Raw genomic sequence first — 26799 nt, 5'->3', positions numbered from 1 at the left:
GGCCACCGGGCCGCATGTCATCACAGAGCCTGCGCTGTGCCGCGTGGGCGGAGAAGCTCACAAGGAGATGCAGTGACCAGCCCCACGCCCGACGAACTTCCGCTGCTCCAGATCGGTTTCGGCCGTCCCGGCGAGGCGGTGAACGGCACCGGCGGGGGCTGCGGCGACGCCTGCGGCTGCGGCGGCGCGGACGACGGACCCGACCTGGACCCGCTGGAGTGCGGTCTGGACCCGGACCTGGCCGCGCTGCTCGCGGACGCCGGCCTGGACCCGGTGCAGGTCGAGGACATCGCGCACATGGCGATCGAGGAGGACCTCGACCAGGGCGTGGACGTCACCACCGTCGCGACCATCCCCGAGGACGCCGTCGCCACCGCCGACTTCACCGCCCGGGAGGCGGGCACCGTCGCGGGGCTGCGGATCGCCGAGGCGGTGCTGTCGGTGGTCTGCACCGAGGAGTTCGAGGTCGAGCGGCACGTCGAGGACGGCGACCGCGTCGAGGCGGGACAGCGGCTGCTGTCGGTGCGTGCCCGCACCCGCGACCTGCTCACCGGTGAGCGCAGCGCGCTCAACATCCTGTGCCGGCTGTCCGGTGTCGCCACCGCCACCCGCGCCTGGGCCGACGTGCTCCAGGGCACCGGCGCGGCCGTCCGCGACACCCGCAAGACCACTCCGGGGCTGCGCGCCCTGGAGAAGTACGCGGTGCGCTGCGGCGGCGGGGTCAACCACCGGATGTCGCTGTCGGACGCCGCGCTGATCAAGGACAACCACGTGATCGCCGCGGGCGGGGTGGCCGAGGCGTTCAAGCGGGTGCGCGAGGAGTTCCCCGGCGTGCCGATCGAGGTGGAGGTGGACCGGCTGGACCAGATCGAGCCCGTCCTCGCCGAGGGCGCCGACCTGATCCTGCTGGACAACTTCACCCCCGAGCGGACGGCCGAGGCGGTCGCGCTGGTCGCCGGCCGGGCGAAGCTGGAGTCCTCCGGCCGCCTCACCCTGGCGAACGCCCGCGCGTACGCGGACACCGGCGTGGACTACCTGGCGGTCGGAGCGCTCACCCACTCCTCCCCGATCCTCGACATCGGCCTTGACCTGCGTGACGAGACCCGCGGCGGTGCGGGCGGACAGGAGCGCGACTGATGCTGCTCACGATCGACGTCGGCAACACCCACACCGTCCTCGGCCTCTTCGACGGCGACGAGATCGTCGAGCACTGGCGGATCTCCACCGAGGCCCGCCGCACCGCCGACGAGTGGGCCGTCCTCCTCCAGGGGCTGATGGGCATGCACCCGCTGCTCGGCGAGGACCTGGGCGACGGCATCGACGGCATCGCCATCTGCTCCACCGTCCCCTCCGTCCTGCACGAGCTGCGCGAGGTGACGCGCCGCCACTACGGCGACATCCCCTCCGTCCTCGTGGAGCCGGGTGTGAAGACCGGGATGCCGGTCGTCACGGACAACCCCAAGGAGGTCGGCGCGGACCGGATCATCAACGCGGTGGCCGCGGTGGAGCTGTACGGCGGGCCGTGCGTCGTCGTGGACTTCGGCACCGCCACCACCTTCGACGCGGTCTCCGCCCGGGGCGAGTACACCGGCGGCGCCATCGCACCGGGCATCGAGATCTCGGTGGAGGCGCTCGGTGTGCGCGGTGCGCAGCTGCGCAAGATCGAGCTGGCCAGGCCGCGCAGCGTCATCGGCAAGAACACCGTCGAGGCGATGCAGTCCGGCATCCTCTACGGCTTCGCCGGACAGGTGGACGGTGTGGTGGAGCGGATGGCCCGCGAACTGGCCGACGACCCGGACGACGTGACCGTCATCGCCACCGGGGGCCTGGCCCCGATGGTGCTGGGCGAGGCCGCGGGGATCGACGAGCACGAGCCGTGGCTGACGCTGATCGGGCTGCGCCTGGTCTACGAGCGGAACATGGCACGGGGATGAGCACAGGCCCGTCCCCGGCGTGCCGCCGGGCGCTCCCGGCCTGAGGTGCGGGCTCCCGCTCTCCCGGCGCGCACGGCCGCGCCCCGGGGCCTCGCGAGGGCCCGGGGGAGCCGCCGGTACGCTGGAGGTCCGGTATCCAAGGAGGCTGATCCGGCATGGAGTACGTCGCCGCACTCACCCCGTCCGTGGTGATGGCCGTGGCCTTCACCGCTCTCATCGTGACGATCGTCAAGAGCCAGGGCGGTGCCAACAAGTCCAAGGAGGACGCCGCGGTGGACAGGGCCCTGGCGCAGGCCGAGGCCGAGGCCGCGCGCGCCGCGTCGCCGGCGGACGGCGCGCCCAGGAGCTAGTGCCGCGTACCGCCGGGCGGCGGATGCCGCGACGGCGCGGGAGCGCACACCGGGAGGCCCACCTCCCCGGTGTGCGCTCCTCTTTGTTTACCGCCCGGCCAAAACAAAGTGCTCAATGCCGTTCAAATGCGGCTATCGTTCTTGGTGTGCCTCGGCCACTGGGAGAGCTGGAAGACGCGGTGATGACGCGGGTATGGCAGTGGAACCGCCCGGTCACGGTGAGAGAAGTGCTCGACGACCTACGGCGTGAACGGCCGATCGCCTACACCACGGTCATGACCGTAATGGACAACCTGCGGGAGAAGGGATGGCTGCGGCGAGAGCGCGAGGGGCGGGCCTATCGATATGAAGCCGTCTCCACCCGGGCCGCCTACTCCGCGGCACTCATGAACGAGGCCTGGGCGGCGAGCGACAACCCCGCGGCCGCACTGGTGGCCTTCTTCGGGATGATGTCGCCGGAACAGACCGAAGCGCTGCGGGACGCCTTGCGTGTCGCGCATCTCGACGACACGCGCCCCGGCGCCCCCGCCGGGGGGCGGGGTTCTCCGGAACGATAGCGTCCCCGGCATGCCAGAAGCCGTAAGCCGCGTAAGCCCCGCGAACCCCGTAAGCGAGGTCACCGTCCGCAGGGCGAGAACCAGTGATGTGCGCACCGTGCGCCGTCTCATCGACGCCTACGCGCGCGACCGCATCCTCCTCGACAAAGCGACGGTGACGCTTTACGAGGACATCCAGGAGTTCTGGGTCGCCGAACGCGACCACGACGGCGAGGTCGTCGCCTGCGGGGCCCTCCACGTGATGTGGGAGGACCTGGCCGAGGTGCGCACGCTCGCGGTCGATCCCGCGCTCAGGGGCACGGGAGTGGGTCACCTGGTGCTGGAGAAGTTGCTGCAGACCGCGCGCTGGCTGGGAGTCCGGCGCATTTTCTGCCTCACCTTCGAAGTGGACTTCTTCGCCCGGCACGGCTTCACCGAGATCGGCGAGACGCCGGTGGACGGGGATGTCTACAGCGAGCTGCTGCGTTCCTATGACGAAGGTGTAGCCGAGTTCCTGGGTCTCGAACGAGTGAAACCCAACACCCTGGGCAACACGCGCATGCTGCTGCACCTATGAGGCACTCGCTCCGTGCGCCCTATGTCCGAAAGATCCCTCCAATCCGGCCGGACCGGCTCGGCAATGTTCCCGGAGGGTTTGTGTTTTCCCGGGAAAAGCGGTTTGCTTTCACCGTCAGTATCAGTAATCGGTTTTCGGTGGCTGACCACACACGACGAATGGGAGTAACCGGTGGCGCAGAAGGTTCAGGTCCTTCTTGTCGACGACATCGACGGCGGTGAGGCCGACGAGACCGTGACGTTCGCTCTCGACGGCAAGACCTACGAGATCGACCTCACCACCGCCAACGCGGACAAGCTCCGCGGTCTGCTGGAGCCTTACGTCAAGAACGGCCGTCGCACCGGTGGCCGTTCGGCTCGTGGCAAGTCCCGTCCGTCCGCCGGCGGCGGCGGCGGAAGCCAGGACACCGCGAAGATCCGCGCCTGGGCGAAGGAGAACGGCTACGAGGTCAACGACCGCGGCCGTGTCCCCGCCAACATCCGCGAGGCCTACGAGAAGGCGAACGCCTGAGCCGCGCGGGCGAGCCGCGCGTGGCGGTACCCCGTCGCCGCCGCGCCCACCGGACCGGCGGGAGGCCCTTACGCCCCGTCCGGGAGGCCGCAGCCGTGCAGCGGCCTCCCGGGGACGTGTGCGGCCGGTACGGCCGGGCCCGGCCCGCTCCGGGCGGTGCCGGCCCGCGTCCCGCCGCGCCGTACCCACCACGCCGCGCCCGCCGCGTCATGCCACCGCGCCGCGCCCTCCGGGCGGTCGCCGGGCGCCTTCCGGGGGCGCCCGTGCGCGTCGTGTGCGTCACACACGCCACCCGGGCCGCGATCACCGGCCCGCGTGCCGGCCTGCCGCGCCGGTCACTCGAAGTGGTGATCCGCTACCGTGCGTGCCCGGCCGGCGGGTGGGGAAGGCGTGCCGCGCCACGCAAGAGTGTTCGCCAGTAGCGGATGCACCCACCCCGCCCGGCATGGACTGTCAGTGTCCCGGGGTAGGAAGTCGGTGAAGAAATCCCACGTGGAACGGGGGTGCGGCACCGGCGATGGAGCGGTGGACGGACGTGGCGGCCCAGGAGCGTTCGCCGTCGGCGTAGTGGAAGCGGGCGGATATGTCTGGCCTGCGGGAACATCGTCTCGCACCATCGGGTTGGAACTGTTGTCGGCTGTTCGGGACGAGGGCGAGAGGTAACGGGCTCTCCTCCCCCGCCAGCGCGGGAGCGATCCGGACGGGTGTCGGCAGTTGGAATGAGCGGTCCCCGCTTGCGGGACTAAGCTGCGGAAGGACAGGGAGGGGACCGACCCCTTACTGCCTGACCGCTCTGAGGAGCGATTAACGATGTTCGAGAGGTTCACCGACCGCGCGCGGCGGGTTGTCGTCCTGGCTCAGGAAGAAGCCCGGATGCTCAACCACAACTACATCGGCACCGAGCACATCCTCCTGGGCCTGATCCACGAGGGTGAGGGTGTCGCCGCTAAGGCACTGGAGAGCCTCGGGATTTCGCTCGAGGCGGTCCGCCAGCAGGTGGAGGAGATCATCGGCCAGGGCCAGCAGGCCCCGTCCGGCCACATCCCCTTCACCCCCCGTGCCAAGAAGGTCCTGGAGCTGTCGCTCCGCGAGGCCCTTCAGCTCGGCCACAACTACATCGGCACCGAGCACATCCTGCTCGGCCTGATCCGCGAGGGCGAGGGCGTCGCCGCCCAGGTCCTCGTCAAGCTCGGCGCCGACCTCAACCGGGTGCGGCAGCAGGTCATCCAGCTGCTCTCCGGCTACTCCGGGGGCAAGGAGGCGGCCACCGCCGGCGGCCCCGCCGAGGGCACCCCCTCGACCTCCCTGGTGCTGGACCAGTTCGGCCGCAATCTCACCCAGGCGGCCCGCGAGTCCAAGCTCGACCCGGTCATCGGGCGCGAGAAGGAGATCGAGCGGGTCATGCAGGTGCTGTCCCGCCGCACCAAGAACAACCCGGTCCTCATCGGCGAGCCCGGCGTCGGCAAGACGGCGGTCGTCGAGGGCCTGGCCCAGGCCATCGTCAAGGGCGAGGTGCCCGAGACGCTCAAGGACAAGCACCTGTACACGCTGGACCTGGGCGCCCTGGTCGCCGGGTCCCGCTACCGCGGTGACTTCGAGGAGCGCCTGAAGAAGGTCCTCAAGGAGATCCGCACCCGCGGCGACATCATCCTGTTCATCGACGAGCTCCACACCCTGGTGGGTGCGGGCGCCGCCGAGGGCGCGATCGACGCCGCCAGCATCCTCAAGCCGATGCTGGCCCGCGGGGAACTCCAGACCATCGGCGCGACGACGCTGGACGAGTACCGCAAGCACCTGGAGAAGGACGCGGCCCTGGAGCGCCGCTTCCAGCCCATCCAGGTCGCCGAGCCGTCGCTGCCGCACACCATCGAGATCCTCAAGGGTCTGCGCGACCGCTACGAGGCGCACCACCGGGTGTCCATCACGGACGCCGCCCTGGTGGCCGCCGCGCAGCTCGCCGACCGCTACATCTCGGACCGCTTCCTGCCGGACAAGGCGATCGACCTGATCGACGAGGCCGGCTCCAGGATGCGCATCCGCCGCATGACCGCACCGCCGGACCTGCGCGAGTTCGACGAGAAGATCGCGAACGTGCGCCGGGAGAAGGAGTCCGCGATCGACTCGCAGGACTTCGAGAAGGCGGCCTCCCTCCGCGACACCGAGAAGCAGCTCCTGGCTGCCAAGGCCAAGCGGGAGAAGGAGTGGAAGGCCGGCGACATGGACGTCGTCGCCGAGGTGGACGAGGAGCTGATCGCCGAGGTCCTGGCCACGGCCACGGGCATCCCGGTCTTCAAGCTCACCGAGGAGGAGTCCTCGCGCCTGCTGCGCATGGAGGACGAGCTGCACAAGCGCGTCATCGGGCAGGAGGACGCCATCAAGGCGCTCTCCCAGGCCATCCGCCGCACCCGGGCGGGTCTGAAGGACCCCAAGCGCCCCGGTGGCTCGTTCATCTTCGCCGGCCCGTCCGGCGTCGGTAAGACCGAGCTGTCCAAGACGCTGGCGGAGTTCCTCTTCGGCGACGAGGACGCCCTGATCTCCCTCGACATGTCGGAGTTCAGCGAGAAGCACACCGTCTCGCGGCTCTTCGGCTCGCCCCCCGGCTACGTGGGGTACGAGGAGGGCGGCCAGCTCACCGAGAAGGTCCGCCGCAAGCCGTTCTCGGTCGTCCTGTTCGACGAGGTCGAGAAGGCCCACCCGGACATCTTCAACTCGCTGCTGCAGATCCTGGAGGACGGTCGCCTGACCGACTCCCAGGGCCGGGTCGTGGACTTCAAGAACACCGTCATCATCATGACGACCAACCTCGGCACCCGGGACATCTCCAAGGGCTTCAACCTGGGCTTCGCCGCCCAGGGCGACGTCAAGACCGGCTACGAGCGGATGAAGGCCAAGGTCAACGAGGAGCTCAAGCAGCACTTCCGGCCCGAGTTCCTCAACCGTGTCGACGACACCGTCGTCTTCCACCAGCTCACCGAGGAAGACATCATCCGGATCGTCGACCTGATGGTCGCCAAGGTGGACGAGCGGCTCAAGGACCGCGACATGGGCATCGAGCTCAGCGGTGACGCCAAGAAGCTGCTCGCCAAGAAGGGCTACGACCCCGTCCTGGGCGCCCGGCCGCTGCGCCGGACGATCCAGCGGGAGATCGAGGACGTGCTGTCGGAGAAGATCCTCTTCGGCGAGCTGCGCCCCGGTCACATCGTGGTCGTCGACTCCGAGGGCGAGGGCGAGGCGAAGAAGTTCACCTTCCGCGGCGAGGAGAAGTCGGCCCTGCCGGACGCCCCTCCGGTGGAGTCGGCGGCGGGCGGCGGCCCGAACCTCTCCAAGGACGCCTGAGGCACACGGCGCCACCGAGCCGGCCACACGGCAGACACACGGGCGCGCGGGGACGTCCGGGCCGCCGCAGGCGGAGGCCGGCTCAGCGCGCGATGATCCGGATGCCCTCCGGGACCCCGCCGACCCGGGGCAGCCGCGGGTTCACCCGGATGGTGTGCAGCCGCGGAAAGGCGCTCAGCCACCCCATGTCCACCCCGAGGTCGTAGGCGAGCCACAGGTGCGTGAGCCGGTCGCGCACCGTGCCGTGCAGCAGTTCCTCCGGAGTGAAGCCGCCCGCGATCTGGACGCGGTCCCGGCCGCCCATGTCGCGCAGCGCCCGCAGCTCGGAGAGGTCGGAGACGGGGAAGTACAGCCCCTCCGGATCCAGCCGGGAGACGATCTCGCGGGCGTAGCGGGCGGTGTCGAAGTTGCGCCAGGCCCGTGCGAGCTCCGCCCGCACCCTCAGCGACGACCGGTCCCGCAGCCGCACCAGGTAGTCGACGGCCGCCTCGTCCCGCACCCGTGTCGCCGTGACGGCGAGCAGATACGCCTTGTCGTCCGGAACGGTCGCCGGATCGGGCAGCAGCTCCAGCACGACGGGCCCGATCCACCCCAGGTTGCGGGCGCCCAGCGGATCGGTGGGGTTGACGATCTTCTCGGTGCGGTCGCGCACCAGCTTCCGTGTCTGAGGGTCCAGCTCGGTGACGTGTTCCAGACAGGCCGCCGCCATCAGCCTGCGGTGCTTGGTCTCGGAGGTCTTCAGATGCCCGCAGGGGGCCAGCAGCCGTTCGATGAAGCGCGCGCACTCGTCGGGCCGGGCGTGGGCCGCGGCCATCCGGACGATCTCTTCCCATCCCGCCTCGTGGGCGTGGTCCACCAGATCCTCGAACCGCCCCCGCGACACGATCTCCTTGGCGCTCAGATAGTCCTGGAAAGTCCGGTGCACGAACTCCACCCGGCCGTCGTCCGACTCGCGCAGCAGCCCGGTGCGGTGCAGCAGATGGCCGAAGATCTTCTCCGCGTCCCCCTGGCTCCGGGCGGCCGGAATGGCGGGCAGATGGCGATCGAGCACGGCGACGGCGGTCTCCCGGTCCAGGTCCGCGCGGTCCTCGGTCAGCATCCGGTGGGCGAGCTTCCGCAGCAACCGCTCGCGCGGCGCGCGCTGCAGCTCGACGTCGTCGGCGTGCAGCACGTCGCGCTCCGGGTCGCGGCGCTGGAGCAGCATGTCCATGGCCGCGTCGTACAGTTCCTTGCGGCCCTGCGGGAGCGTCCCGGCCCGGTCCCTGTTCAGCGCGCAGATCAGACCGCACATCAAGGGGTTGGTGGCCAGCCGGCGCAGTTCCCGGTAGACCCGCACCGAGTGCAGCAGCCGCTGCTCGTAGCCGTCCAGCCGGTCCCGGTCCCCGCCGCCGTCGCGCCGGGCGGCCCGGTGCCAGTGGCGGATGAAGCCCGCCACCTGGTCGCGGCTCATCGGCGCCAGCATCAGCTCGCCGAACCCCTCCCGGGCCAGCCAGTCGGGCTCGACGGCCGACGGCCGGGTGGTGACCAGGCAGACCGTGCCGGGATGGATGTGCAGCAGCCTGCGCAGCCCCGCCCGCAGCTCCTCCCGGCGGGCCTCGGGCGCCTCGTCGATCCCGTCCACCAGCAGCAGCGCCCGCCCCTCGACCAGCACCCTGACGGCCCAGCCGGGGGGCTCGCCGGCCGTCAGGGCCGCCTGGCAGCGCCCCACGGACAGGAACTCCCCGGGCGCCGGGAAGCCCTCGCGCGCGAAGTGCCGCACGGGCAGTACGAAGGGCACCCGGCCGCGCAGCGCGGCCAGCTCCCCGGGCAGGTCGTTGCGGGCGACCGCCACGGCCAGCCACTGCACCAGCGTGGTCTTCCCCGATCCCGCCACCCCGCGCAGCAGCACCCGCTCCTGTCCGGCCAGGGCGCGGTCGGCGGGCAGCGCCGGCTGCCCGGAGGACCCCTCGACGGGGGTGGCGAACTCGGCGCCCAGGCTCAGGTAGGTGGCGTCCAGCGGCCAGCTTCCGGGGGCGTTGGGCAGGTCGATGCCGTGGATGGTCAGGCGGTTGTGCCGCCGGACGAGGAAAGCGGCGTACTCCTCCTCGAAGGCGAGGTCCTCGGGGGAGGGCCGGGGGCGGCGCACGGCGTCGGCGTCGTTGAGGTCGACGAGCTGCCGTATGCGGTGGCTCTGCTCGGCCAGGCGCCCGGCGATGTACGGCGAGTGGCGGACCAGGAAGTGCAGGATGTGCAGGCAGACGTTGTCCAGCAGCTGGTCGTGGAACCGGGCCTGCTCGCCGGTCAGCTCCCGGTCGGCGCCGGGGACGGCCCGGCGCAGCCGCCGCGCGCAGTCCTGCGGCCCCATACGGACGGCCGCCACGTCGTCGAGGTCCAGCTCGCCCAGCGCGGCCAGGGTCCGCCCCAGCACCAGGGCCACGGGCCGGTCGGCCGGGTCCTCCGGCGCCCTGCCGCCGCCACCCGGCCGGGCGAGCCGCACCAGCTCCCGGGCGATCCGCGCCACGTCGTCGTACGTCCGCTCGGGCCGCAGGCCCCGGAACGAGACCAGCCCGGCCAGCAGCCGGGGGCCGTCGCAGGACGGCGGGAGGCCGGCGAACAGCTCGCGGATCAGGGGCGCGGCCCTGTTCGAGGGGATTCTCGCGACGGCTTCTTCCATTCGGCCCTCCCCCGACGGCCCCGCGGTCCGGTGATGCGGTCCGGCGGGCACTCGTCCCGCCCGCCTCGCCCGCTCCCCAGGCTAGGCCAACTCTCCTGACACGTAAGGGTTTTCGCGGATCGCACCGCGGTGCCGCCCCGCACTGTGGACGGACCGCCGCGCACGGCGCGATCCTGGAGGGACGGGCCGGTGGGCGTGCTGCCCACGGTGGGGCCGCACGTCCGCGACCACGGGAGGCACCATGATCAGGGGTCTGGCCGCAGCCACCGTCTGGTCCACCGACCAGGAGCGGGATCTGAGGTTCTTCACCGAGAAGCTCGGCTTCGAGGTACGCGGCGACGTCACCGAGGACGGAACGCGCCGGATCACCGTCGGGGTCAGGGGCCAGCCGGACGTCGGGCTGACGCTGGTGCCGGCGTACGGTCCCGGCATCGACCCCGAGTCGGCCAGGGCACTGGCCGGGCTGGTCCGCAAGGGGGTCCTGGGAGCGGGTGCGCTGCGGACGGACGACTGCCGCTCCGCGTACGAGTGGCTGGTGGAGCGGGGCGTGGAGTTCCTCCGGGCGCCGAGCGAGGGGCCGTACGGCACCGAGGCGGTCTTCCGGGACGAGTCCGGCAACCGGTACTCGCTGACCGAGGAACGGGCGAGCGGACCGGTCCTGAGCCGGGAGTGGTCGGAGGTCTGCGACTGACCCCCGGGGCCGCCCCGCCGCGGTACGGCGGGGCGGGTGCGGCGGTCACGGCCGCCGCACCCCGCCTCACACGGCCGGGCCCCGGCCCTGGGGCAGCCGGTAGACGCCGTTCTCCAGCGGCTCGACCAGCCCGTCGGCGACCAGCCCGTCCAGCGCGCGCGCCCGCTGCACCGGCTCGTCCCACACCGCGTCCAGCGCGGCCTGCGGCACCGGCCCCACGGCCTCGCGCAGCACGGCCAGCAGTCTGCCGCGCACCTGGCGGTCGGTGCCCGCGTAGCTCTGGCCGCGGCGCGGGGGGCCTTCGTGCGCGGGCGAGCCGGCGCGGCGCCAGGCGCACAGGTCCATGATCGGGCAGTTCCCGCAGTCGGGTTTGCGGGCCGTGCACACCAGGGCGCCCAGCTCCATCGTGGCCGCCGCCCAGCGCGCCGCCGTCGCCTCCTCCTCGGGCAGGACGGTCCGGGCGAGTCTGCGCTCGGCGGCGGTGGTGGCGGTCGGGGGGAACTCGCGGCCGCCGAAGGCGCGGGCGAAGACCCGCCGGACGTTGGTGTCCAGCACCGCGTGCCGCTGCCCGTAGGCGAAGGAGGCCACGGCCGCGGCCGTGTACTCGCCCACCCCGGGCAGTGCCAGGAGCTGTGCGTGTTCCTTGGGCACGTCGCCGCCGTGCCGTTCCGCTATGGCGGCGGCGGCGCCGTGCAGCCGCAGGGCCCGGCGGGGGTAGCCCAGCCGGCCCCAGGCGCGCACCGCCTCGCCGGGCGGCTCGGCGGCCAGGTCGGCGGGGCGCGGCCAGCGGGCGAGCCACTGCTCGTACACGGGCAGCACCCGGCTGACGGGCGTCTGCTGGAGCATGAACTCGCTGACCATCACACCCCAGGCGCCCGCCTCGGGGCGGCGCCAGGGCAGGTCGCGGGCGTGTTTTCCGAACCAGTCGATGACCGGTCCGTGGAGGTCGGAGGGGGCGGGGGACTCGGGGGGAAGGAGGCCGGTCGCGGTCAGACCGGTGGCGCTGTGCTCGGATGTGGTCGCAGTCATGGCACTTCCGATCCTGACACGGAGGGGCGCGTCGGCGAAGCGGCCCGCGCCGATGGGCGGCAGGCACCACCCGTCCCGATGTGTCCCTTTCGTCCGGAGGGGGTGTCGCCCGGTTCCGGCGCGGAGGCGGACCGGGGCGGCCGCCGCCTACGAGGCGGGGCTGGTGTGGCCGAGCCTGGTCCGCACCCGGTCCGTCAGCGCGGTCGCGGGCCCGGCCGCCGAGCGGGTCACCAGCAGCACCGCGGCCGCGCCCAGCAGTGCGCCCGCCACCACGTCGTGCGGGTAGTGCACCCCGAGGAACACCCGGGAGAAGGCCGTCAGCGCCGCCAGCGGCAGCGCCAGCCAGGCCATCGCCCGCCAGACCAGTAGGACGGCCACCGCGGCGGCGGCGGCGATGGTGGCGTGGTTGCTGGGGAAGGACCAGTCGCCCGGCTCCGGGCAGGGGGCGATCGGGGCCGGCGCGCCCGCCACGGCACGGCACGGCCGCTCCTCCCGCACGACCAGCTTGACGGCCTCGCTGACGCCGTACGCCACCGCCACCGCGGCCCCGCCCAGCAGGGCCCGCGCGAGAACCCCCGGCTCGGCGCGCCGGACCCGCCAGCACGCCGCCGCCAGCAGTGCGGCGAGGATCAGCAGCCCGCCCCCGGTGCCGTATCCGGCGAGTGAGTGCAGCCAGTCCGGGGTGTCGCGGGCGAAGCCGGTGACGTCCCGGTAGAGGTCGCCGAGGAGGCCGTCCGGGGGAGTGTCCGCCGTGGAGCCCGCCGTGGAGCCCGGGGGAGCGCCGGGGGGATCGCTTCGAAGATCGCTGCTCATGTGTGAACGGTACGGAAGGGAGGTGCTCCGTCACCGTCCGCGACGGCCGGGTGTCACCCCGGATGACTGCCGGGCCCTGTCGGGCCGTTCATCATAAAAGTTGGTCTTCTGTGCGGCGGGTAAGACCGTATGGGGCACATGATGTCTCGTAAGGTTTGCGCGTGGGATCTCTGCGCAATCCGGTTGGGCCCCTTCCCTCCTCCATCTACTGGAGGCGAAGGGCGGTCGTGCTTGCGCTCCTGCTGGTCCTGGCACTGCTCGCCGTATGGGCCGTCAGGTCCGGGGGGCCGGGCAGAGGCGGCGGGAGCGACCAGGGCGGGAAGCAGGGCGGCGGTGAGGTACCGGGCACCATCACACCCGGGCCCTCCTCGTCCGAGTCCCTCATCAGCGAACGCCCCGGCGGGCGCGAGGAGTCCGACGGCGGTTCGGGAGGTTCCGGTGGTTCGGGCGGCCCCGGGGGCTCCGGCGGCGACACGGAGGGATCCGGCGGCTCCGGGTCCGGCGGCGGAGGCGCGGACGGCGAGGGCGAAGGCGGTGCGAACGGTTCCGGTTCGGGTGGTCCGGGTGCGGCGGGAGCGGGCGGCGGATCCGCCGGCGCCGCCTCGGGCGGGGTCGAGGCCGTGCCGGCCGACTCCACCCTCCCCGACTGCCGCCCCGGCTCGGTCGAGGTGACACTGGACAGCGAGAAGAACCGGTACGCGCCCGGCGAGGAGCCCGTCTTCCGGCTGACCGTGCGGAACGAGGGCGGCGGCGCCTGCAAGGTCGACTTCGGCACCGGCGCCACGGCCTTCACCATCGTCGAGACCGAGGACGGCGACGAGAAGGTCTGGAAGTCCGGGCACTGCCCGAAGAGCGCCCGCTCGGCCCACTACAAGGTCCCGGCAGGCGGTACGGCCGTCCGCACCCTGGAGTGGGACCGCAGGCACAGCACGCCCGAGTGCGGTACGCCGGGCGCCGAGGCGAAGGCCGGCACCTATCTGGTCGAGGCCGAGGTGGAGGGCCTGGGGAAGAAGCGCGTCTCGTTCGTCCTCGCCAAGGACTGAACCGGGGACCGGACCGTCCGCGCAGCCGGCGGCCCCGGCACCCGGCGGCGGCGCGAACGCCTCAGACGTACCGCTCCAGGATCGACGACTCCGCCAGCCGCGACAGGCCCTCGCGGACCGACCTGGCCCGTGCCTCGCCCACCCCGTCGACGGTCTGCAGATCGTCCACGCTCGCGGCCAGCAGCTTCTGCAGCCCGCCGAAGTGCTCGACCAGCCGCTCGATCACGGCGTTCGGCAGTCGCGGCACCTTCGCCAGCAGGCGGTAACCGCGCGGCGAGACGGCCGAGTCCAGCGTCTCCGGCGACCCGCTGTACCCCAGCGCCTTGGCCACCGTGGGCAGTTCGAGCAGCTCGGTGTGGGTCAGCCGGTCCAGCTCGGTCAGCGCCTCGCCTACGGTGCGGGACCGCTTGGCGGTCGGCTCGGGCACGTAGTCGCGGGCGACCAGCTCGCGCTCGGGCTCCACACCCGCGATCAGCTCGTCGAGCTGGAGGGAGAGCAGCCGCCCGTCCGTGCCCAGCTCCACCACGTACTCCGCGATCTCCGTGGCGATCCGCCGCACCATCTCCAGCCGCTGCGAGACGGCGGAGACGTCCCGGACCGTCACCAGGTCCTCGATCTCCAGCGCGGAGAGCGTGCCCGCCACCTCGTCCAGCCGCAGCTTGTACCGCTCCAGCGTCGCCAGCGCCTGGTTGGCCCGGGACAGGATCGCCGCGGAGTCCTCCAGCACGCGCCGCTGGCCGTCCACGTACAGCGCGATCAGCCGCATCGACTGGCTGACCGACACCACCGGGAAGCCGGTCTGGATCGAAACCCGCTGCGCGGTGCGGTGCCGGGTGCCCGTCTCCTCCGTCGGGATCGAGGCGTCCGGCACGAGCTGTACGCCCGCCCGCACGATCTTGGTGATGTCCTTGTCGAGGATCAGCGCGCCGTCCAGCTTGCACAGCTCGCGCAGCCGCGTCGCGCTGAACTCCACGTCCAGCACGAAACCGCCCGAGCACAGGGCCTCGACGGTCCTGTCCATGCCCAGGACGATGAGCCCGCCGGTGTTCCCCCGCAGCACGCGCTCCAGGCCGTCGCGCAGGGCCGTACCAGGCGCGACCGCGCTCAGTGAGGCGCGCAACAGGCCGTCGGCGCCGGTTGCTGCCCGGTCGTTGGCTGCCACGGCACTCCTTCGGGTCATGCGTACGTACGGGCGAGACCAGGGCAAAGTCTACCGGCGGTGTCAGCCCTCGTGTGGCGTGCTCCGATCGGCCCCGTCGCGGTCGGACCGCTCGGAGCGGCCCGACCGGGCCGGCCGGGCGGGCAGGACCCGCAGCGCCTCCCCTATGTCCGCCACCTCCCGCACCCGCATCCCCGGCGGCACCTTGCCCGGATCGGTGGGCACCAGGGCGTGGGTGAAGCCCAGCCGCGCCGCCTCCGCCAGCCGGCGCTGCACCCCCGTCACCCGCCTGACCTCGCCCGCCAGACCCACCTCGCCGATGGCCACCAGATTCTTCGGGAGCGGCGTGTCGCTGGCGGCGCTGGCCAGCGCGAGCGCCATCGCCAGATCGGCGGCGGGCTCCGACAGCCGCACCCCGCCGACGGTGGCCGTGTAGACGTCCCGCTTGCCCAGCGCGTTGATCCTGCCCCGCTGCTCCAGCACGGCCAGCATCATCGACACCCGCGAGGTCTCCAGCCCGGACGTGGTGCGCCGGGGGGAGGGGATCTGCGAGTCCACCGTCAGCGACTGCACCTCGGCCACCAGCGGGCGGCGGCCCTCCAGGGTGACGGTCAGACAGGTGCCGGGCACGGGCTCGTCCCGGCGGGTGAGGAAGAGGCCCGACGGGTCGGCCAGACCGGTGATGCCCTCGTCGTGCAGCTCGAAGCAGCCCACCTCGTCGGTGGCGCCGTAGCGGTTCTTCACCCCGCGCACCAGCCGCAGCCGGGCGTGCCGGTCGCCCTCGAACTGCAGCACCACGTCCACCAGGTGCTCCAGCAGGCGCGGACCGGCGATGGCGCCGTCCTTGGTGACGTGGCCCACCAGCAGCGTGGACATCCCGCGCTCCTTGGAGGCCCGGATCAGCGCCCCGGCCACCTCCCGCACCTGCGCCATGCCGCCGGGCGCGCCGTCGATCTCGGGGGAGGCGACCGTCTGCACCGAGTCCAGGACCAGCAGCGAGGGCTTCACCTCGTCCAGATGGCCGAGGACGGCCGACAGGTCCGTCTCGGCCGCCAGGTACAGGTGGTCGCTTATCGCCCCGATCCGGTCCGCCCGCAGCCGCACCTGCCCGGCCGACTCCTCGCCGGTGACGTAGAGGGTGCGGCGGTCGGCGTCGGCCGCCTTGGCCGCGACGTCCAGCAGGAGCGTGGACTTGCCCACCCCCGGCTCGCCCGCCAGCAGCACCACCGCGCCCGGCACCAGACCGCCGCCCAGCACCCTGTCCAGCTCCGGCACACCCGTGCTGCGCGCGGTGGCCACCTGCCCGTCCACCTGGCCGATGGGCAGCGCGGGGGAGGAGACCCGGCCGGGCGCGGTGGTACGGACGGCCGGGGTGCCGCCGGTCTCCTCGACGGTGCCCCAGGCGTGGCACTCCGGGCAGCGGCCGAGCCACTTGGCGGTGGTGTAGCCGCACTCGGTGCAGCGGTAGGCGGGGCGGTCCTTGGCGGACGACTTGCGGGCAGCCATGGGCCTCACGGTAGCCGGAGCCTGTGACATCCGGGCCCGGGCGGGCACGGGGGCGGTGCGCGAGACGGGCGCGAGACGGGCGCGGGGCGGTCACGAGGCGGGGCGGACGCCGTACCGGCCCGGCCCCCGTGCGCCCTCGCGCACCCCCCTGCCACCCACCGCTGAGCGTTTGTGCGTTTTACCGCAGATCGTCACCCGTAAGGGTTAAACCCACGCAAGCATCACCAGTGATGCCCGGCCTTCCGCCTACGGTCGGCTGGGTGATGAGCACTCGGCGCGAGCACCCCACGCACACCACCGGCGTACACCGGGCGCACCGTGGCACGCACCGCGCCGCGGCCCGGCCGCCGGTGCCCGTCGATCCCTACCGGGACCACCTGGACGGGCTGTTCACCTACTGCCTGTCCGTCATGTGCGAGCACGAGGCGGCCGTCTCCGTCCTCGGCGAGGCCCTGGCCGTCGCCGAGCGGCAGCGCCGCCGCGGCCGCACCCCGGCAGACACGGCGCTGCACCGGCCCTGGCTGTACGCACTGGCCCGCTGGTCCTGCCTGCGGCTCCTGGCCGAGCGCCAGGGCGTGCGCCCCGAGCCCCCGGAACTCCCCGGCCCCCTGGCCACCGCGCGCCGCCGCGAGCTGGCCGCGCTCGCCTGGCCGGAGGCCGCCGGCACCGGCCCCGAGCAGCGCGAGGCCCTGGAACTGGCCGTACGCCACCATCTGCCGGTCCACGAGGTCGCCGCCGTCCTCGGCACGGACCACGACGGCACCGAGCTGCTGCTGTCCAGCGCCGCCTGCGAGGTGGAGCGCACCCGCACCGCGCTCGCCGTCGTCGACCGGGGCGGCTGCCCGGCCGTCGCCCGGCTCGCCGGGGACCGGGAGGTGCTGCTGGGCAGCGCGCTGCGCCGGGAGCTGGTGCGGCACGTGGACGAGTGCCCCGAGTGCCGCCGCACCGCCGAACGGGTGCTGGCGGGCGGCCCGTGGCCGGGCACCGCCCCCGCGGACGTCGGCGCGCTCACCGTGCTGCCCGCCCCGCGGGCGGACGTGCACGCCGCGATGCTCGCCGCGCAGCGCGCGAGGGTCCAGCACACCCCGCGCTTCGACCGGCGCGGTTTCCCCGTCACCGTCCGCGACCGGGCCGAGCGCTTCGACCGGCTGCGCAGCCGCGCGGTGACCACCACGGTCGTGGCCACCGTCGTCGCCGCCCCGCTGCTGGCGCTGTGGGCCGCGTACCGCGGCGCGCCGCTGGCGGACGGCGGCCCGGGCGGCGCCCCCGTCCCGGCCTCCGAGCGGCAGGACCCGGGCAGTGCGTACGGCGGCCCCCGGGGCGACGGGAGCCGTACGGGGGGCACCGGCTCCTCCCGCGACGGATCCGGCGTCCGTATCGACGTGGCCGGCGCGGACGGCGGGGAAGGGCGGGGCGCCCCCTCCTCCGGCGCGGAAGGCCCGGACGGGGCGGACGAGGAGGGCCCGTCGCGCGGGGACACCGGCAAGGGGCCGGGCCGGCTGACGGTCGAGGCCCAGCCGTCCGGGGACGCCACCGTCGTCACCCTTCTCGCCTCCGGCGGCTCCCCGGTCGACTGGACGGCCTCGGTGGACGCCTCCTGGCTGCGGCTGGACCGTACGCACGGGACACTGCGGCCCGGCGAGTCGGCCGCCTTCACCGTCACCGTGGACCGGTCGCGGGAACCGGCCGGCGCGTGGACCGCACGGATCTCGATCGCCCCGGCGAAGGCGGTGATCACCCTGCGCGGGTACGGCTCGGAGGCACCCGCCCGGCCGCGCCCCTCCGAGCCCCAGGAGCCGGAGCCCGGGCCGTCCGAGCCGCCCGCGCCCGAACCGACCCCCGAGCCGCCGTCGAGCACACCGCCGGAGGAGTCCTCGCCGCCTCCGGCGGGGCAACCGGACTAGCGTCCGCGCCGGCCGGGGCTCACCCCGGCATCGTGTGCCCCGGCTCCGCGTACCCCGGCTCGGCACGGCCCGCGGGCGGCCCCGCGGCACCCGCGGCGGGGCCGCCCGCGGGCCCGTCCGCCGGGTGCGGCGCCACCAGCGGCAGCTCCGAGGCCAGCCGCTCCTCGCACAGCTCGGCCAGCCGCGCGTACCCGGCCGGACCCATCAGCTCCGTCAGCTCCGGCCGGTACGAGACGTACACCGGCTCGCCCGCGCCGTGCGCCGACGGCGCGCCGGTGCACCACCAGTGCAGGTCGTGCCCGCCCGGACCCCAGCCGCGGCGGTCGTACTCGCCGATCGACACGTACAGCCGCTGCTCGCCGTCCGGCAGCTCCACCCATTCGAACGTCCGCCGGACCGGCAGCTGCCAGCACACGTCCGGTTTGGTCTCCAGCGGCTCGCGCCCCTCCTCCAGGGCCATCGTGTGCAGCGCGCAGCCGATGCCGCCGGAGAAGCCGGGGCGGTTGAGGAAGATGCACGCGCCCTGGTGCAGCCGGGTCTGGCGCTCGCCGTCCTCGTTCACCTCGACCCAGCCGCGCCCGGAGGAGCCCTCCGCGTGGAACTGCCAGCTCTCGGGCGTGAGCCGTGCCACGTGCGCCGCCACGCGCTTCTCGTCGTCCTCGTCCGAGAAGTGCGCGCCCAGCGTGCAGCAGCCGTCGCTCGCGCGCCCCGCGCTGATGCCCTGGCACCCCTGGCCGAAGATGCAGCCCCAGCGGGAGGTCAGCCAGGTCAGGTCGCACCGGAACACCTGCTCCTCGTCCGCCGGGTCCGGGAACTCCACCCACATCCGGGCGTGGTCCAGCTCCACCTCGTCGCCCGCGGCCCGCCGCCGCTCCCCGCCCGTGTTCGCCTCTTTGCCCGGCTTCGCCGTTTTCGTCTTCGCCACGCACACAGGGTATGCACCACGGGCCGGGCTCCGGACCACCGTCCCGCCGCAGTAGCGTGGCTCCCCATGAGACTCGGTGTCCTCGACGTGGGTTCCAACACCGTTCACCTGCTGGTGGTGGACGCACACCGGGGTGCCCGCCCCCTGCCCGCCTACTCCCACAAGGCGGAACTGCGCCTGGCCGAACTCCTCGACGAGGACGGCTCCATAAGTCCGGCGGGCGTCGAGAAACTCGCCGCGACCGTCCGGGAGGCGATGGTCGTCGCCGAGGACAAGGGGGTGGAGGACCTGCTGCCGTTCGCCACCTCGGCCGTACGGGACGCCGCCAACGCCGACCACGTGCTGGAGCGGGTCGCCGCCGAGACGGGCGTGGAGCTGAAGGTGCTCTCCGGCGAGGACGAGGCCCGGCTCACCTTCCTCGCCGCCCGCCGCTGGTTCGGCTGGTCGGCCGGACGGCTGCTGGTCCTGGACATCGGCGGCGGCTCGCTGGAGATCGCGTACGGCATCGACGAGCAGCCCGACGCCGCCGCCTCGCTGCCGCTGGGCGCGGGCCGCCTCACGGCCTCCTGGCTGCCCGGCGACCCGCCCGACCCGGCCGACGTCCGCGCGCTGCGCCGCCATGTGCGGCACAAGATCGCCCGGGTCGTCGGGGACTTCAGCCGGCTGAGCGCCCCCGACCACGTGGTGGCCACCTCCAAGACCTTCAAGCAGCTCGCCCGGCTGGCGGGCGCCCCCCGCTCCGCCGACGGCCCCTACGCGCAGCGCGAGCTGGTACGCGCGTCGCTGGAGGAGTGGGTGCCCAAGCTGGCCGCCATGCCGGCCGCCGAACGCGCCGGCCTCCCCGGTGTCTCCGAGGGCCGGGCCAGGCAGCTGCTGGCGGGGGCGCTGGTGGCGGAGGGCGCGATGGACCTGTTCGGCGTGGAGCGGCTGGAGGTCTGCCCCTGGGCGCTGCGCGAGGGCGTCATCCTGCGCCGGCTGGACACCCTGTCGGGCAACGGGACTCCGTGACCTTCCCCACACCCCGGCCCGCGGGCCCCGCGACGGCCTCCGTAACGCACTCCCGGTCGCCGTAGGCTGTTGTGCGTGGTCGATCCAGAGCTGTCCCTTCCGGCACCGAAGGTCGCCCTCTCCACGGCCTCCGTCTACCCGGAGACCACGGCGACGGCCTTCGAGATCGCCGCACGCCTCGGTTACGACGGGGTGGAGGTGATGGTGTGGACCGATCCGGTCAGCCAGGACATCGAGGCGCTGCGCAGGCTCTCCGACTTCCACGGCGTCCCGGTCCTCGCCGTCCACGCCCCCTGCCTGCTGATCACCCAGCGCGTGTGGTCCAAGGACCCCTGGACCAAGCTCCAGCGCTCCCGAGAGGCCGCCGAGAAGCTGGGCGCGAGCACTGTCGTGGTGCACCCGCCGTTCCGCTGGCAGCGCTCCTACGCCCGGGAGTTCATCCGCGGCGTGTGGCGCATGGCGGACGAGACCGACGTCCGCTTCGCCGTCGAGAACATGTACCCCTGGCGCTACCGCGACCGCGAGATGCTCGCCTACGCCCCCGCCTGGGATCCGACCGAGGACGACTACCGCCACTTCACCCTCGACCTCTCCCACACCGCCACCGCCCGCAACGACACCCTGGCGATGGTGGACCGCATGGGCGACCGCCTGGCGCACATCCACATCGCCGACGGCACCGACTCCGCCAAGGACGAGCACCTCGTCCCCGGGCGTGGCGACCAGCCGTGCGCGGAGGTCCTGGAGCACCTGGCGGCGAGCGGCTTCGACGGGCACGTGGTGGTCGAGGTCAACACCCGCCGGGCGATGTCGTCGGCCGAGCGCGAGGCCGACCTCGCCGAGGCACTGGCCTTCACCCGCCGCCACCTGGCCTCCGTGCCCCGCAAGGCCGGGCCGTGAGCGGGCGGGACGCCGGCGCCCGGCCCGCGCCGGACCCGGCGCGGGCCGCGCAGCCCGCGCAGGAGACCGGGAGCGCCCCGCGCCCCGCCCGCCGCCGCGGCCGCCCCGCCTCGGCCGACCGCGCCGCGGCCGGGGAGGCGGCACGCGACCGCATCCTGGCCTCGGCCCGCGCGGAGTTCGCCGGGCGCGGCTACGACAAGGCGTCCATCCGCTCCATCGCCCGCGGTGCCGGGGTGGACCCGGCCCTGGTCCACCACTACTTCGGGACCAAGGAGCAGGTCTTCGAGGCCGCCGCCGAGGTCTCCTTCGCCCCCGCCGCCGAGGGCCTGGGCCACCTCGCCCCGCACGGCCCCGACGGCCTCGGCGAGGAACTCGTCCGCTTCTTCCTGGGCGTCTGGGAGAACCCGGCCAGCCGCGCGCCCCTGCTGGCCGTCGTCCGCTCGGCGCTCAGCAACGAGACCGCCGCCCGGATCCTCCGCGGCATGGTGACGCGGCAGCTGATGGCCCGGGTGGCGCGCCGCCTGGAGGCCCCGGACCGGGAACTGAGGGTGGAGCTGGCCGCCGCGCAGATGGTGGGCACGGCGATCATGCGGTACGTCCTGGAGATCGAACCGCTGGCCTCCGCGGAGCCGGAGGAACTGGTGGCCCGCCTCGCCCCGGCCGTCCAGCACCATCTGACCGGGCTCGCCGGACCCGTCGGCGAACACTCGCGCGGAGGGTGAATCCAGCGCCCCTCATGTCTTACGATCCGGACTTTTCGTCCAGATCTTGAGCGGGAGGCGTACGCTCGGCAGCCATGGCCCGAAGACCGCGCCCGACGGTCTTCCCACGGTTCACGAAGGAGTGGAGCACCATGCCCCAGCTGAGGTCCCGCACCGTCACCCACGGCCGCAACATGGCGGGCGCCCGCGCCCTCCTGCGGGCCGCCGGCGTAGCGCGCGAGGACTTCGGCAAGCCGATCATCGCGGTGGCCAACAGCTTCACCGAGTTCGTGCCCGGGCACACCCACCTCCAGCCGGTCGGCCGGATCGTCAGCGAGGCGATCAAGGAGGCGGGCGGCGTCCCGCGCGAGTTCAACACCATCGCCGTGGACGACGGCATCGCCATGGGACACGGCGGCATGCTCTACTCCCTGCCCTCCCGCGACCTGATCGCGGACTCCGTGGAGTACATGGTCGAGGCCCACTGCGCCGACGCCCTGATCTGCATCTCCAACTGCGACAAGATCACCCCGGGCATGCTGATGGCCGCGATGCGCCTGAACATCCCCACGGTCTTCGTCTCCGGCGGGCCGATGGAGTCCGGCCGTACCACCCTCGTCGACGGCACGGTCCGCAAGCTCGACCTGATCAGCGCCATCGCCGACTCGGCCAACGACGCCGTCTCCGACGAGGACATGGCCCTCATCGAGGAGAACGCCTGCCCCACCTGCGGCTCCTGTTCGGGCATGTTCACCGCCAACTCGATGAACTGCCTCACCGAGGCCATCGGCCTCTCCCTGCCCGGCAACGGCTCGGTGCTGGCCACCCACACCGCCCGCCGGGCGCTGTACGAGAACGCCGGCCGCACGGTCGTGGAGATCACCAGGCGCCACTACGAGCAGGACGACGCGACCGTCCTGCCGCGCGCCATCGGCTCCCGCGCCGCCTTCGAGAACGCCATGGCCCTCGACATCGCCATGGGCGGCTCCACCAACACGATCCTGCACCTGCTCGCCGCCGCCCAGGAGGCCGGGCTGGACTTCGGGCTGACCGACATCGACGCCATCTCGCGCCGCGTGCCGTGCCTGTCCAAGGTCGCGCCCAACGGCTCGTACTACATGGAGGACGTCCACCGGGCCGGCGGCATCCCCGCCATCCTGGGCGAGCTGTACCGCGCGGGCCTGCTCAACGAGGACGTCCGCACCGTCCACTCCGACTCCCTGGCCGAATGGCTCAAGACCTGGGACATCCGCGGCGGCTCCCCGTCGCCGGAGGCCGTCGAGCTGTTCCACGCCGCCCCCGGCTGCGTCCGCTCCGCCAGCGCCTTCTCGCAGTCCGAGCGCTGGGAGTCCCTGGACACCGACGCGGCCGGCGGCTGCATCCGCGACGTGGAGCACGCCTACTCCAGGGACGGCGGACTGGCCGTCCTCCACGGCAACCTCGCCGCCGACGGCTGCGTGGTGAAGACCGCCGGCGTCGACGAGTCCATCCTGACCTTCACCGGCCCGGCCGTGGTCTGCGAGTCGCAGGAGGAGGCCGTCGAGAAGATCCTCGGCAAGAAGGTCAAGGAGGGCGACGTCGTCGTCATCCGCTACGAGGGTCCCCGGGGCGGCCCCGGCATGCAGGAGATGCTCTACCCGACCTCCTTCCTCAAGGGCCGGGGCCTGGGCGCCAAGTGCGCGCTGATCACCGACGGCCGCTTCTCCGGCGGCACCTCGGGCCTGTCCATCGGCCATGCCTCCCCGGAGGCGGCCGCGGGCGGCACCATCGCCCTGGTCGAGGACGGCGACCTGATCAGCATCGACATCCCCGCCCGCACCATCGAGCTGAAGGTCGACGAGGCCACCCTCGCCGCCCGCCGCGAGGCGCTCGGCGGCCGGTACGCGCCGGCGGCGCGCGACCGCAAGGTCTCCGCCGCGCTGCGCGCCTACGCGGCCATGGCCACCAGCGCCGACAAGGGCGCGGTGCGGGACGTCACCAAGCTCGGCTGACCCCGCCCCGGGCAGCTCCCGTGCGGCCGCCCGCATAATCGACACCATGAGCGAGAAGCGGGAGCGCCCCGAACCCGAGCCGATCCGGTTCTACGGCACCACCTGGGTGGACCACTCCGGTGGCTACCTCCTGCGCCGGATCGCACTCGGACTCGGGGCGCTGCTGCTGGCCGCCGCCGGGGCCTGGGTACTGCGGCTGGCGTACGAGGGCAGCACCTTCGCGGACGGCGGTGTGATCGGCGTCCTGCTCGTGGTGGCCCTGGCCGTGTCCAGCTCCATGGCATTCAGCCGCACCCTCACCGACTACACCCGCGAGCCCGGCGAGGCCCGCTCCGACGACGCGGCGATGCGCCCGGTCAAGATGATCGGCTTCCTCGGCGTCCTGCTCGCCTACGCAGCGCGCAGCCTGGTCGAGGCCCCCGGCGAGAAGCTGCGGCGCGCCGAGTACGACCGGGCCGTCGCGCGGCACGAGCGCCGTGGCGCCGCCCGTGCCGCGCGCCGCGGCAACCCGGCCGCCCGCCGCGGCTCGGGGAAGTCCGGCCGCAGACGCTGAGGAAGCCGGGGAGAGCGGGCCGAGGCGCCCGCCCCGCGACACCACCCGCGACACCCGACCGCAACGCCTTTCCGCAACGCCCCCGTCCGTCCCGGACGGGGGCGTCGGCATGTCCGGGCCCGCCCCGCCTGACGCCCGGCCCCGCGCGGGAGCAATATTCAACGCATGATGAATTCTGCTGCGGGGCCGGCTGTCAGAGCCGACGGCCTCACCGTCGTCCGCGGTGGCCGCACCGTCGTCGACGACCTCTCCTTCGACGTCCCGCGCTCCACCGTCACCGGCCTGCTGGGCCCCAGCGGCTGCGGCAAGACCACCCTGATGCGCGCCATCGCCGGCACCCAGGCGAAGGTCACCGGCACCCTCGACGTGTTCGGCCGGCCGGCCGGAGCCGCACCGCTGCGCTCCCGCGTCGGATACGTCACCCAGGCCGCCTCCGTCTACACCGACCTGACCACCCGCCAGAACCTGGAGTACTTCGCCTCCGTCCTCGGCCTGCCCCGCGCCGACCGCCGCGCACAGGTCGAACGCGCCCTCGCCGACGTCGACCTCACCACCCACGCCGACGCCCTCGCCGGCAACCTCTCCGGCGGACAGCTCTCCCGGGTCTCCCTGGCCGTCGCCCTGCTCGGCTCCCCCGAACTGCTGGTCCTCGACGAACCCACCGTCGGCCTCGACCCCGTCCTCCGCCGCGACCTGTGGGGCCTCTTCCACCGCCTCGCGGCCGAACGCGGCACCACCCTGCTCGTCTCGTCCCACGTCATGGACGAGGCCGACCGCTGCGACCGCCTGCTGCTGATGCGCGCCGGCCGCCTCCTGGCCGACGGCACCCCCGACGCCCTGCGGACCCGCACCCGCACCCGGACCGTCGAAGACGCCTTCCTCCACCTGGTCGACACCGCCCGGGAAGAGGACGAGAGGACCGAGGAGGAGACCCGGTGAGCGCGCTCCGGACCCTGGCCACCGCCCGCCGCGTACTGCGCCAGCTCGCGCACGACCCCCGCACGATCGCGCTGCTGCTGCTCGTCCCCGTGCTGCTGACGGTCCTGCTGTACTACGTCTACGCCGACGACCGCGAACTCTTCGACCGCATCGGAGCCTCGCTGCTCGGCATCTTCCCGATGATCACGATGTTCCTGGTCACCTCCATCGCCACCCTGCGCGAACGCACCTCGGGCACCCTGGAGCGCCTGCTGTCCATGCCGCTGGGCAAGGCCGACCTGATCCTGGGCTACGCACTGGCCTTCGGCCTGCTGGCCGTCGCCCAGGCGGCCCTGGCCACCGGGGTGACCATCTGGTTCCTGGACCTGGACTTCGCGGGCTCCCCCTGGCTGCTGCTGCTCATCGCCCTGCTCGACGCACTGCTCGGGACCGCGCTGGGCCTGTTCGTCTCCGCCTTCGCCGCCACCGAGTTCCAGGCCGTCCAGTTCATGCCCGCACTGATCCTCCCGCAGCTCCTGCTCTGCGGCCTGCTCACACCGCGCGACACCATGCAGCCCGTCCTGGAGGCCGTCTCGAACGTCCTGCCCCTGTCCTACGCGGTGGACGGCATGAACGAGGTCCTGCGCAGCCCCGACGTCACCGGCGACCTCGTCCGCGACATCGCGATCGTCGCCGGAAGCGCCCTGCTCGTCCTCCTCCTCGGAGCGGCCACCCTCCGCCGCCGCACCCCCTGACCGCCAGATGGACGAACCGGCGGCACCGTCGCCGTGAGTGCGAGGATTGCAGCGCAGCACACATGCACGCACACGCACATACACAAGCGCAGCACGCACGTGCCGGACCCGGACAAGGTGAGCCGTCCCATGACCCAGAAGATCGCCGTACTCGGAACCGGCAAGATCGGCGAGGCCCTGCTGTCGGGCATGATCCGCGCCGGCTGGTCCCCGTCCGACCTCCTGGTCACCGCCCGCCGGCCGAAGCGCGCCGAGGAACTGCGCTCCCGCCACGGCGTCACCGCCGTCACGAACGCCGAGGCGGCCAAGACCGCCGACACGCTCATCCTGGCGGTCAAGCCACAGGACATGGCGGCCCTCCTCGGCGAACTGGCCCCCCACGTCCCCGCCGACCGCCTGGTCGTCAGCGCGGCCGCCGGAATTCCGACGGCCTTCATCGAGGAACGCCTGACCCAGGGTGCTCCGGTCGTCCGCGTCATGCCCAACACCCCGGTACTGGTGGACGAGGGCATGTCCGTCATCTCGGCCGGCACCCACGCCACCGAGGCCCACCTCGTCCGCACCGAGGAGATCTTCCAGCCCGTCGGCAAGACCCTGCGCGTCCCGGAGTCCCAGCAGGACGCGGCCACGGCGCTCTCCGGCTCGGGCCCGGCGTACTTCTACTACCTGGTGGAGGCCATGACCGATGCGGGCATTCTGCTCGGCCTCCCCCGGGACAAGGCGCACGACCTGATCGTCCAGGCGGCCGTGGGTGCCTCGGTGATGCTCCGGGACAGCGGTGAGCACCCGGTCAAGCTCCGCGAGGCGGTCACCTCCCCGGCGGGCACCACGATCAGCGCCATCCGCGAGCTGGAGCGCCACGGCGTACGGGCCGCACTCATCGCGGCCCTGGAAGCGGCCCGCGACCGCAGCCGCGAACTGGCCTCCGGCGGCAACGGCTAGGGCTGTTTGATGGACCGCTCACGGTCGTGTACTGTTCTCCGAGCTGCCACGGAGTCGATCCGACA

Annotated in this window: 24 protein-coding genes; 18 read left to right on the top strand and 6 right to left on the bottom strand. The window is 73.2% G+C overall.

What is annotated here, in order from left to right; genetic code table 11:
• The first annotated feature begins 72 nt into the window (after positions 1–72).
• From nadC to ACW69E_RS22440, 7 genes are all read left to right on the top strand, one after another.
• Positions 73–1137: a carboxylating nicotinate-nucleotide diphosphorylase gene (nadC, locus tag ACW69E_RS22470; protein WP_457500086.1), complete on the top strand. Its 1065-nt coding sequence runs from the start codon at positions 73–75 to the stop codon at positions 1135–1137.
• Positions 1137–1934 carry a type III pantothenate kinase gene (locus ACW69E_RS22465; RefSeq protein ID WP_206351977.1) on the top strand — a complete coding sequence of 266 codons (798 nt, stop codon included), beginning with the start codon at positions 1137–1139 and terminating at the stop codon, positions 1932–1934. The genes nadC and ACW69E_RS22465 overlap by 1 nt, the downstream gene beginning before the upstream one ends.
• 155 nt (positions 1935–2089) lie before the next feature.
• Positions 2090–2284, top strand: coding sequence for a hypothetical protein (locus ACW69E_RS22460; RefSeq protein ID WP_457500085.1), 195 nt, complete (start codon positions 2090–2092; stop codon positions 2282–2284).
• A 146-nt stretch (positions 2285–2430) separates the two neighbouring features.
• Positions 2431–2841 (top strand): BlaI/MecI/CopY family transcriptional regulator, encoded by a 411-nt coding sequence (locus tag ACW69E_RS22455; protein ID WP_206351983.1) that lies wholly within the window; start codon positions 2431–2433, stop codon positions 2839–2841.
• Positions 2842–2851: 10 nt separating this feature from the next.
• Positions 2852–3397, top strand: a complete 546-nt coding sequence (locus ACW69E_RS22450) for an amino-acid N-acetyltransferase (RefSeq protein ID WP_206351980.1) — start codon at positions 2852–2854, stop codon at positions 3395–3397.
• A 171-nt stretch (positions 3398–3568) separates the two neighbouring features.
• Positions 3569–3907 carry a histone-like nucleoid-structuring protein Lsr2 gene (locus tag ACW69E_RS22445; protein ID WP_206351981.1) on the top strand — a complete coding sequence of 113 codons (339 nt, stop codon included), beginning with the start codon at positions 3569–3571 and terminating at the stop codon, positions 3905–3907.
• A gap of 810 nt (positions 3908–4717) precedes the next feature.
• A complete protein-coding gene (locus tag ACW69E_RS22440; protein ID WP_457500084.1) occupies positions 4718–7243 on the top strand; it encodes an ATP-dependent Clp protease ATP-binding subunit in 2526 nt (841 codons plus the stop codon).
• An 82-nt stretch (positions 7244–7325) separates the two neighbouring features.
• Here ACW69E_RS22440 and ACW69E_RS22435 read toward each other — a convergent pair whose 3' ends face one another.
• A complete protein-coding gene (locus ACW69E_RS22435) occupies positions 7326–9896 on the bottom strand; it encodes an NACHT domain-containing protein (protein ID WP_457500083.1) in 2571 nt (856 codons plus the stop codon).
• A 241-nt stretch (positions 9897–10137) separates the two neighbouring features.
• On the opposite strand from ACW69E_RS22435, the gene ACW69E_RS22430 reads away from it, so the two are divergent.
• Complete coding sequence (locus ACW69E_RS22430) at positions 10138–10587, top strand: VOC family protein (RefSeq protein WP_457500082.1); 450 nt, start codon at positions 10138–10140, stop codon at positions 10585–10587.
• A gap of 66 nt (positions 10588–10653) precedes the next feature.
• Here ACW69E_RS22430 and ACW69E_RS22425 read toward each other — a convergent pair whose 3' ends face one another.
• Together ACW69E_RS22425 and ACW69E_RS22420 are read right to left on the bottom strand one after the other, a co-directional pair.
• On the bottom strand, positions 10654–11616 hold the full coding sequence (locus tag ACW69E_RS22425; protein WP_457500081.1) for an A/G-specific adenine glycosylase: 963 nt from the start codon (positions 11614–11616) through the stop codon (positions 10654–10656).
• Between the two features lie 147 nt (positions 11617–11763).
• The gene (locus tag ACW69E_RS22420) at positions 11764–12429 is read right to left on the bottom strand and encodes a phosphatase PAP2 family protein (protein WP_457500080.1); all 666 of its coding nucleotides are present in this window, start codon (positions 12427–12429) and stop codon (positions 11764–11766) included.
• A 227-nt stretch (positions 12430–12656) separates the two neighbouring features.
• Between ACW69E_RS22420 and ACW69E_RS22415 the strand changes: the two genes are divergently transcribed.
• The gene (locus ACW69E_RS22415; protein WP_457500079.1) at positions 12657–13472 is read left to right on the top strand and encodes a hypothetical protein; all 816 of its coding nucleotides are present in this window, start codon (positions 12657–12659) and stop codon (positions 13470–13472) included.
• 61 nt (positions 13473–13533) lie between these two features.
• Here the strand turns inward: ACW69E_RS22415 and disA are convergent, their stop codons facing one another.
• Together disA and radA are read right to left on the bottom strand one after the other, a co-directional pair.
• Positions 13534–14634 carry a DNA integrity scanning diadenylate cyclase DisA gene (gene disA / locus ACW69E_RS22410; protein WP_372445249.1) on the bottom strand — a complete coding sequence of 367 codons (1101 nt, stop codon included), beginning with the start codon at positions 14632–14634 and terminating at the stop codon, positions 13534–13536.
• Positions 14635–14694: 60 nt separating this feature from the next.
• Positions 14695–16137, bottom strand: a complete 1443-nt coding sequence (gene radA / locus ACW69E_RS22405) for a DNA repair protein RadA (protein ID WP_457500078.1) — start codon at positions 16135–16137, stop codon at positions 14695–14697.
• Between the two features lie 263 nt (positions 16138–16400).
• On the opposite strand from radA, the gene ACW69E_RS22400 reads away from it, so the two are divergent.
• Positions 16401–18041, top strand: coding sequence for a BACON domain-containing protein (locus ACW69E_RS22400; protein ID WP_457500077.1), 1641 nt, complete (start codon positions 16401–16403; stop codon positions 18039–18041).
• Between the two features lie 19 nt (positions 18042–18060).
• On the opposite strand, the gene ACW69E_RS22395 is transcribed toward ACW69E_RS22400, so the two are convergent.
• The gene (locus tag ACW69E_RS22395; RefSeq protein ID WP_457500076.1) at positions 18061–18966 is read right to left on the bottom strand and encodes a hypothetical protein; all 906 of its coding nucleotides are present in this window, start codon (positions 18964–18966) and stop codon (positions 18061–18063) included.
• A gap of 66 nt (positions 18967–19032) precedes the next feature.
• Here ACW69E_RS22395 and ACW69E_RS22390 point away from each other — a divergent pair, with 66 nt between their 5' ends.
• The 8 genes from ACW69E_RS22390 (at position 19033) to proC (ending at position 26734) form a co-directional block, all read left to right on the top strand.
• Positions 19033–19974: a Ppx/GppA phosphatase family protein gene (locus ACW69E_RS22390; protein ID WP_457500075.1), complete on the top strand. Its 942-nt coding sequence runs from the start codon at positions 19033–19035 to the stop codon at positions 19972–19974.
• Positions 19975–20049: 75 nt separating this feature from the next.
• Positions 20050–20874, top strand: a complete 825-nt coding sequence (locus tag ACW69E_RS22385) for a sugar phosphate isomerase/epimerase family protein (RefSeq protein ID WP_457500074.1) — start codon at positions 20050–20052, stop codon at positions 20872–20874.
• A complete protein-coding gene (locus tag ACW69E_RS22380) occupies positions 20871–21596 on the top strand; it encodes a TetR/AcrR family transcriptional regulator (protein WP_457500073.1) in 726 nt (241 codons plus the stop codon). Before ACW69E_RS22385 ends, ACW69E_RS22380 begins: the two co-directional genes overlap by 4 nt.
• Positions 21597–21727: 131 nt before the next feature.
• On the top strand, positions 21728–23566 hold the full coding sequence (gene ilvD, locus ACW69E_RS22375) for a dihydroxy-acid dehydratase (protein ID WP_457500072.1): 1839 nt from the start codon (positions 21728–21730) through the stop codon (positions 23564–23566).
• Between the two features lie 46 nt (positions 23567–23612).
• Complete coding sequence (locus ACW69E_RS22370; protein WP_457500071.1) at positions 23613–24119, top strand: hypothetical protein; 507 nt, start codon at positions 23613–23615, stop codon at positions 24117–24119.
• A 165-nt stretch (positions 24120–24284) separates the two neighbouring features.
• Positions 24285–25058: an ABC transporter ATP-binding protein gene (locus tag ACW69E_RS22365; RefSeq protein WP_457500070.1), complete on the top strand. Its 774-nt coding sequence runs from the start codon at positions 24285–24287 to the stop codon at positions 25056–25058.
• Positions 25055–25792: an ABC transporter permease gene (locus ACW69E_RS22360; protein ID WP_206351895.1), complete on the top strand. Its 738-nt coding sequence runs from the start codon at positions 25055–25057 to the stop codon at positions 25790–25792. Before ACW69E_RS22365 ends, ACW69E_RS22360 begins: the two co-directional genes overlap by 4 nt.
• A 129-nt stretch (positions 25793–25921) precedes the next feature.
• On the top strand, positions 25922–26734 hold the full coding sequence (gene proC / locus ACW69E_RS22355) for a pyrroline-5-carboxylate reductase (RefSeq protein ID WP_457500069.1): 813 nt from the start codon (positions 25922–25924) through the stop codon (positions 26732–26734).
• Positions 26735–26799: the final 65 nt, after the last annotated feature.

Source organism: Streptomyces sp. SS8 (genome assembly GCF_054072955.1).
The sequence above is the reverse complement of the archived record's forward strand: the minus strand, read 5'-3'. Positions and strand labels throughout refer to the sequence as shown.

What these genes read in the sequence shown, in the direction of transcription:
- ACW69E_RS22400 (WP_457500077.1), top strand. Translation starts at nt 16,401, where the DNA reads ATGAGCACTCGGCGCGAGCACCCCACGCACACCACCGGCGTACACCGG.
- ACW69E_RS22465 (WP_206351977.1), top strand. Translation starts at nt 1,137, where the DNA reads ATGCTGCTCACGATCGACGTCGGCAACACCCACACCGTCCTCGGCCTC.
- ACW69E_RS22420 (WP_457500080.1), bottom strand. Translation starts at nt 12,429, where the DNA reads ATGAGCAGCGATCTTCGAAGCGATCCCCCCGGCGCTCCCCCGGGCTCC.
- proC (WP_457500069.1), top strand. Translation starts at nt 25,922, where the DNA reads ATGACCCAGAAGATCGCCGTACTCGGAACCGGCAAGATCGGCGAGGCC.
- ACW69E_RS22425 (WP_457500081.1), bottom strand. Translation starts at nt 11,616, where the DNA reads ATGACTGCGACCACATCCGAGCACAGCGCCACCGGTCTGACCGCGACC.
- ACW69E_RS22430 (WP_457500082.1), top strand. Translation starts at nt 10,138, where the DNA reads ATGATCAGGGGTCTGGCCGCAGCCACCGTCTGGTCCACCGACCAGGAG.
- ACW69E_RS22370 (WP_457500071.1), top strand. Translation starts at nt 23,613, where the DNA reads ATGAGCGAGAAGCGGGAGCGCCCCGAACCCGAGCCGATCCGGTTCTAC.
- ACW69E_RS22460 (WP_457500085.1), top strand. Translation starts at nt 2,090, where the DNA reads ATGGAGTACGTCGCCGCACTCACCCCGTCCGTGGTGATGGCCGTGGCC.
- ACW69E_RS22390 (WP_457500075.1), top strand. Translation starts at nt 19,033, where the DNA reads ATGAGACTCGGTGTCCTCGACGTGGGTTCCAACACCGTTCACCTGCTG.
- ACW69E_RS22365 (WP_457500070.1), top strand. Translation starts at nt 24,285, where the DNA reads ATGATGAATTCTGCTGCGGGGCCGGCTGTCAGAGCCGACGGCCTCACC.
- radA (WP_457500078.1), bottom strand. Translation starts at nt 16,137, where the DNA reads ATGGCTGCCCGCAAGTCGTCCGCCAAGGACCGCCCCGCCTACCGCTGC.
- ACW69E_RS22450 (WP_206351980.1), top strand. Translation starts at nt 2,852, where the DNA reads ATGCCAGAAGCCGTAAGCCGCGTAAGCCCCGCGAACCCCGTAAGCGAG.
- ACW69E_RS22440 (WP_457500084.1), top strand. Translation starts at nt 4,718, where the DNA reads ATGTTCGAGAGGTTCACCGACCGCGCGCGGCGGGTTGTCGTCCTGGCT.
- ilvD (WP_457500072.1), top strand. Translation starts at nt 21,728, where the DNA reads ATGCCCCAGCTGAGGTCCCGCACCGTCACCCACGGCCGCAACATGGCG.
- ACW69E_RS22435 (WP_457500083.1), bottom strand. Translation starts at nt 9,896, where the DNA reads ATGGAAGAAGCCGTCGCGAGAATCCCCTCGAACAGGGCCGCGCCCCTG.